This is a genomic window from Flavisolibacter ginsengisoli DSM 18119 (assembly GCF_900129295.1).
GTDB lineage: Bacteria > Bacteroidota > Bacteroidia > Chitinophagales > Chitinophagaceae > Flavisolibacter > Flavisolibacter ginsengisoli.
In genome coordinates, this window is record NZ_FQUU01000013.1 from 138,040 (window position 1) to 144,039 (window position 6,000).

Consider the following 6,000-nt stretch of genomic DNA (forward strand, 5'->3'; position numbering starts at 1 on the left):
AGAATGAGTATTCCGGAATATTACTTCTCAATCTATTCATTGTTTTAGTGGCATAAGTTTTTTGCCTGGTATATCAATATGAGCTTATCCCTTTATAATAAAAAGCGTCATTTTGATAAGACCTCTGAGCCCAAAGGAAAAGAAAAGTCTTCTAAGGGGTCTTTGCGTTTTGTAGTACAAAAACATGATGCTTCGCATGTGCATTATGATTTCAGACTGGAAATGGAAGGCGTTTTAAAAAGTTGGGCAGTACCCAAAGGGCCTTCTTTAAATCCAGCGGATAAACGTCTTGCTATGGCAGTAGAGGATCATCCTTTTGATTACAGAAACTTTGAGGGCATTATACCAGAAGGCAACTATGGAGGTGGGACTGTGATCGTCTGGGATGAAGGTACATACGAACCAATTAACAGCGAAGGTTTAAGCCGCAAGGAAAAGGAAAAGATGTTGTTGCATCAATTACATTCCGGCAATTTAAAGTTTGTATTACATGGTGAAAAACTAAATGGTGAATATGCTTTGTTTTTAATGAAGTCAAGAGGGGAAAGATCTTGGATCCTGGTTAAAAAGAAAGATGAATATGCTAACGAAAAGGATATTACGGAGCAAAATACTTCCGTTTTATCTGGAAAGACTATAGCAGAGATTGCTGAAGAAAATGGGACAGTACCAAATCACCCTGAAGCATTGGTTAAAAAAGCAACAAGAAAGAAGGTTAGTTTATTGGAAGAGAAGAAAGCAACTCCGACAAAGAAACCTGCTACAAATAGTCGTCCAACAAAAGTAGCTCGTACCTCACCTATACATGGTAAAAAAAAAGTCCTTAAAGTTCTTCAGGTACTAGGTGACAATAAAGATAAGGCTGTAAAAGCACCTATGCCTGTTGATGTTGTTCCAATGCTTGCTACATTGATTACAGAACCATTTAATGATGATAAGTGGATTTTTGAGATCAAATGGGATGGATATAGAGCAGTTGCTTATTGTAATGGATCTTCAGTTGAATTGGCATCACGTAGGTTGCAGTCATTTACTGATAAATATGCACCTGTTTCAGATGCTTTAAGTAAGCTTCAGGTTAAAGCAGTCTTTGATGGAGAAATTGTTGCTGTTAATGAAAAGGGTGCTCCTGAATTCCAATTATTGCAAAACTGGCAAAATACTCCTGCCCAATTGCAGTATTTTATTTTCGACATTATTTGGCTCGACGGGTATGATGTTACTCAACTGCCCCTTGTTGAGCGCAAAAGAATTTTAAAGGAGTTATTACCTGAAAATGACCCAATAATAAAATACAGTGATCACGTAGAAACAAAAGGAGAAGATTTTTTCAAAATAGCTTTAAAGCAAGGGCTTGAAGGTATTATGGCTAAGAAAGCTAACAGCACTTACAAAATTGCCACGCGAAGCGATGATTGGGTAAAGATAAAAGTTAATCAAAGACAAGAGGTTGTAATTGCAGGATTTACCCAGCCCAGGAATACAAGGAAGTTCTTTGGATCTTTATTGTTAGGAGTATATGACGGTAAAGAACTTGTATATGTTGGTCATACAGGCAGTGGTTTTAATGGAAAAAGTCTTGAAGCAGTTCATAAAAAATTGCAGCCATTAATTGTTGACCAGTCGCCCTTTGACAAAAAGCCAAAAACAAATATGCCCCCTACATGGGTAAAGCCCAAATTGGTCTGTGAGATTAAGTTTTCTGAGTGGACTAAAGATCGCATGGCTCGTCATCCTATTTTTATGGGATTGCGTGATGACAAAAAGGCAAAAGATGTAATATTCGAAAAACCTAAAAATATGGCGCAACTATCAAGTTCAAAGAAATCTGCTCCTAAAAAGGATGCTTCAAAGACGAATACCAAAAAAGCAGGTGCAAAGGCTACATCAAAGAAGGCTCAAAAAAAAAGCCCGGTAAGTTTTCGTCCCAATAATATACAGGTAGATATAGATGCAGGTACCGACCAATTAATAACGATAAATGGTCACGAATTAAAACTTACGAACCTCGACAAACAATATTGGAAAAAGGAGAAGTTTTCAAAAGGAGATATGGTCAATTACTACCTCAGGATGGAACCTTTTATAATGCCCTATATGGTAGATAGACCCCAGTCTTTAAATCGCCACCCGAATGGTATTTACGGACCTAATTTTTTCCAAAAGGATGTAAAGGGAAAAGTGCCGGATTGGATGCAAACACATGATGATTTCAGTGAATCAACAAACGCAACTGTTGAATACCTGGTTTGCTCGAATGAGGCAACATTAATCTATATGGCTAACCTGGGTTGTATAGAAATGCATCCATGGCATTCAAGATCGCAAAGTTGGGAAAATCCCGATTGGTGTCTTATAGACCTTGACCCTGATAAGACTAATAGTTTTGACCAGGTCATAAATGTAGCACAGGTTGTTCGTAAAATATTAGATGCTATCGGTGCTAAAAGTAATGTAAAGACCTCGGGTTCTTCAGGTATTCATATTTATATTCCTTTAGGCGCAAAGTATAATTATGATCAGTCAAAGCAGTTGGCAGAATTGGTAGTTAATATGGTGCACCAGGAAATGCCAGATATAACCAGCATAGAGCGCAGCCCTGCCAAAAGAAAGGGATTGATTTATTTGGATTATCTGCAAAACAGGCAGACTCAGACCGCAGCAGCTCCTTATTCTTTAAGGCCTAAGCCTGGAGTGCCGGTATCAACGCCACTCGACTGGAGTGAAGTAAAAAAAGGGTTAACACCTACAACATATAATGCAAGGAATATTTGGGACAGGTTAAAAATTGAAGGTGATCTGTTTAAACCTGTGTTGGGAAAAGGTATAGACCTTGACAAGGTATTAAGTAAATTAGCTTCCTTGATGAAATGAAATGAATAAAGCTCTTACCCTCTATAATAAGAATAGCCTGGAATTTATAAATGAAGAATTCAAAATTGAGATCCTTACAAATGATTGTTTGTTTACTGAAGGACCTGTCTGGAACAAGGAAGGTTATTACCTCTTTAGTGATACAACCGCAAATGTTATTTATAAAATACTCCCACAAGGTGATAAGGAGGTTTTCTTGCAAGATGCCGGGACCGGTAATCCAGAAGATCCCGATTTGAAACCAGGGCAAGCGGGTTCCAACGGGCTTGCATATGATAACAGCGGAAAATTGCTTATTTGTCAGCATGGTGGCCATGCAATTGCCAGGTATGATGGACATCAAATAAGTCCATTTATCACTTCATTTGAAAATAAGCCTTTTAATAGTCCTAATGATTTGGTTTTTCATAATGATCAACGTTTATATTTCAGTGATCCACCTTATGGCTTAAAAGATGGGAAATTAAACCCTTCAAAGTTTCAATCTTTTGCTGGTGTATATTGTTGGAATAATGGAAATATACAATTGGTGTGTGACAAATACCAATACCCTAATGGCGTATGCCTGACTCATGATCAAAAACATTTATTTATATGCTCCAATAAACCATTTGAAAAGTTTATATCCATATATGATACATCTAATAATCTTTTTGAAAAGATATTAGCAGAAGAAAATAGTGATGGGATAGAATGCGACCGGAATGGTAATATTTATTTATGCAATAAAGATGGATTAATTATTCTTGATAAAGATGGCCAGCGATCTGCAATTGTAGAACTGCCTGCTATCCCATCCAACCTATGTTGGGGTGGTGGATATATGAAAGATTTACTCATTACTGCCAGGGAATATGTATTGTTGATTAAAGGCTTTTTGAAATAATTTAAATTATTAAGCTTCAAAAAAAACTACATTATGTTCCCTTAAAAATTGCTTAATGATATCAACATGAACACAATTGCCTACATGAAGTAATGGTTGATTTGTAATCTTTATTTTTCTTCCTTCAGAATACATCTCCTGGTTATTCATATCAAAACCAAGATGCAAATGGTTCGTCATACTTTGCATACCATAGATTAGTCCATCTGAATTGAAAAGGGGGCCTCCACTTTGCCCCTTTAAACCCGGGGTACTCATTTCCACTCCAAATATATTTCCATTCCTGTCTCCAAAATGTCGGGTTACCATTCCTTCTATTGGAAACCGAACCATTCTGATATTTTCATTATTCCAGCCTATTGTTTCAGTCTGCTCATTAAAAATAAAATTGGTGAATTCTGGAAAGGGAAATCCAAGACGACATAAGAATACGCCAGGTTGTAGTTCGTTACTTTCTTTGGCAAAAGTAGCATGGCTGGTATAATACGTTTTTGTGAAATCTTTCATTTTCAAAATAGCCAGATCATACAAAGGATGTTCAAAAACATCTATGGTCTTCAAGTCTACACAGTCAACCATTTGATATAAAAGTTGGCAAGCATTATTAGGCTTATCATATCCATATTTTGCTTTCAATTCTTTTATCTTTTTATTATAAGAGCCGGATTTTTGCAATATGGCTTTTTCTTTTTGAAAGTTTTCATATTGCCGGGTAATCTCTGCCGATTGTTTTATGAGAGAAGTAACATGTTTACATGTGATGGCTACACCATCAGCATTAACAAAAAAAAGAGTCGCTGCACCAGGCCTCACAATTTGTTCTCCGTAAACATTTGAGATGAAGTGAATAGGCCTTGTAAACTGTCCTACTTTTTCTATAGCAGTTTTGAACATCAGGGATATTTTGAGTATTGAAAGATAGGTTGTAAAAACAGATAAGAATGCTTGTGATATAAAAGAAAAAGGCTCCGACTATAAAGCCAGAACCTTTTATCTCTCTTCCTTCGCCGGAATTACCCGGATCAGGTTCAATGGGTATGTTCTCAGATTAATTAGATTAACCACCCCATGAGAGAAAAGAACTTAATAAGTAAATCACTAAAAGTATGCCTGAATGCCTTTTAAAGAGTATTTATTTGCATTAATTCCTGATCATCCATTTACAATTTCACCACCATTAGGATGTAAAACCTGTCCGGTCATATAAGATGCCTCTTCACTAGCCAGAAAAAGGTAACAGGGAGCAACTTCAGCAGGTTCCCCAGCTCGGCCTAATGGAACATCGCTTCCAAACTCGGCAACTTTTTTCCCTTTAAAACTCCCGGATATAAGTGGTGTCCAAATTGGTCCAGGCGCCACACTATTCACACGTATTCCTTTTTTGGCCAGGTTTTGAGCCAGGCTTCGGGTGAATGTTAATATTGCCCCTTTGGTTGCTGAATAATCTATGAGTTCACTGCTACCCCTATAAGCTGTAACTGATGTAGTATTGATGATGCTCGAGCCTTTTTTTAAATAGGGCAATGCAGCGCGGGTAATGCGAAACATGGAAAATATATTGGTTTCAAATGTTTCATACAATTGTTCGTCAGCTATATCAATTAAGGATTTCTGCTCTGTCTGGGTTGCTGCATTATTGATAAGAATATCTAGCTTTCCAAATTCTTTTATCGTTGCGGTAATAATCTTTTCACAGAAACGGGGTTTTCTTATATCTCCAGCCAGTAATAAACATCTTTGTTTGAATTCTTCCTCTATTAACCTTTGAACTTCAATAGCATCCTTTTCCTCTTCGGGCAAATAGGAAATACTGACGTCAGCACCTTGTTGAGCAAATAAAAGTGCAACAGCTCTGCCAATGCCACTATCACCGCCTGTTACAATAGCTACTTTGCCGCCCAGCTTTTGATTAGGTTGTGGTTTTAATGATTTGGGTTGAGGATTCATTTTTGCTTGTAATCCTGGCATACCTTGGCTTTGCCTGGGTCTTTGCTTGCGTGGTTCTTTTCCTTTCTGCATGATCCGCTTTTGAAAAAATATATAAATTATTATACCATCAATCTTTAAGAATATCAATTGAAACCCTATTTTTGCAACCCTCAAAGGGGAATTAGCTCAGCTGGCTAGAGCGCTTGCATGGCATGCAAGAGGTCGTCGGTTCGACTCCGATATTCTCCACGCTTTAAAGCCGCCTTCGGGTGGCTTTCTATTTATGTTTTACTTCTATATTATCTATAGTT

Annotated in this window: 4 protein-coding genes, 1 tRNA gene and 1 riboswitch; of the genes, 3 read left to right on the forward strand and 2 right to left on the reverse strand. The window is 37.3% G+C overall.

The features are described 5' to 3' along the window. Positions 1 to 78: 78 nt before the first annotated feature. Positions 79 to 2,874, forward strand: coding sequence for a DNA ligase D (gene ligD / locus BUA53_RS15085; RefSeq protein ID WP_072836212.1), 2,796 nt, complete (start codon positions 79 to 81; stop codon positions 2,872 to 2,874). Between the two features lies 1 nt (position 2,875). Then, positions 2,876 to 3,760 carry an SMP-30/gluconolactonase/LRE family protein gene (locus BUA53_RS15090; protein WP_072836213.1) on the forward strand — a complete coding sequence of 295 codons (885 nt, stop codon included), beginning with the start codon at positions 2,876 to 2,878 and terminating at the stop codon, positions 3,758 to 3,760. Positions 3,761 to 3,769: 9 nt separating this feature from the next. Here the strand turns inward: BUA53_RS15090 and BUA53_RS15095 are convergent, their stop codons facing one another. Then, the gene (locus BUA53_RS15095; protein WP_072836214.1) at positions 3,770 to 4,654 is read right to left on the reverse strand and encodes a trypsin-like peptidase domain-containing protein; all 885 of its coding nucleotides are present in this window, start codon (positions 4,652 to 4,654) and stop codon (positions 3,770 to 3,772) included. Between the two features lie 87 nt (positions 4,655 to 4,741). After that, a riboswitch (TPP riboswitch) is annotated at positions 4,742 to 4,839 on the reverse strand. A 73-nt stretch (positions 4,840 to 4,912) separates the two neighbouring features. Continuing rightward, positions 4,913 to 5,779 (reverse strand): SDR family oxidoreductase, encoded by an 867-nt coding sequence (locus BUA53_RS15100; RefSeq protein ID WP_072836233.1) that lies wholly within the window; start codon positions 5,777 to 5,779, stop codon positions 4,913 to 4,915. Between the two features lie 85 nt (positions 5,780 to 5,864). Here BUA53_RS15100 and BUA53_RS15105 point away from each other — a divergent pair. Continuing rightward, positions 5,865 to 5,938: transfer RNA gene (locus tag BUA53_RS15105), tRNA-Ala, on the forward strand. Positions 5,939 to 6,000: the final 62 nt, after the last annotated feature.

Excerpts from the sequence above, each read along its gene's own strand:
- ligD (WP_072836212.1), top strand. The coding sequence starts at position 79 with ATGAGCTTATCCCTTTATAATAAAAAGCGTCATTTTGATAAGACCTCT.
- BUA53_RS15090 (WP_072836213.1), top strand. The coding sequence starts at position 2,876 with ATGAATAAAGCTCTTACCCTCTATAATAAGAATAGCCTGGAATTTATA.
- BUA53_RS15095 (WP_072836214.1), bottom strand. The coding sequence starts at position 4,654 with ATGTTCAAAACTGCTATAGAAAAAGTAGGACAGTTTACAAGGCCTATT.
- BUA53_RS15100 (WP_072836233.1), bottom strand. The coding sequence starts at position 5,779 with ATGCAGAAAGGAAAAGAACCACGCAAGCAAAGACCCAGGCAAAGCCAA.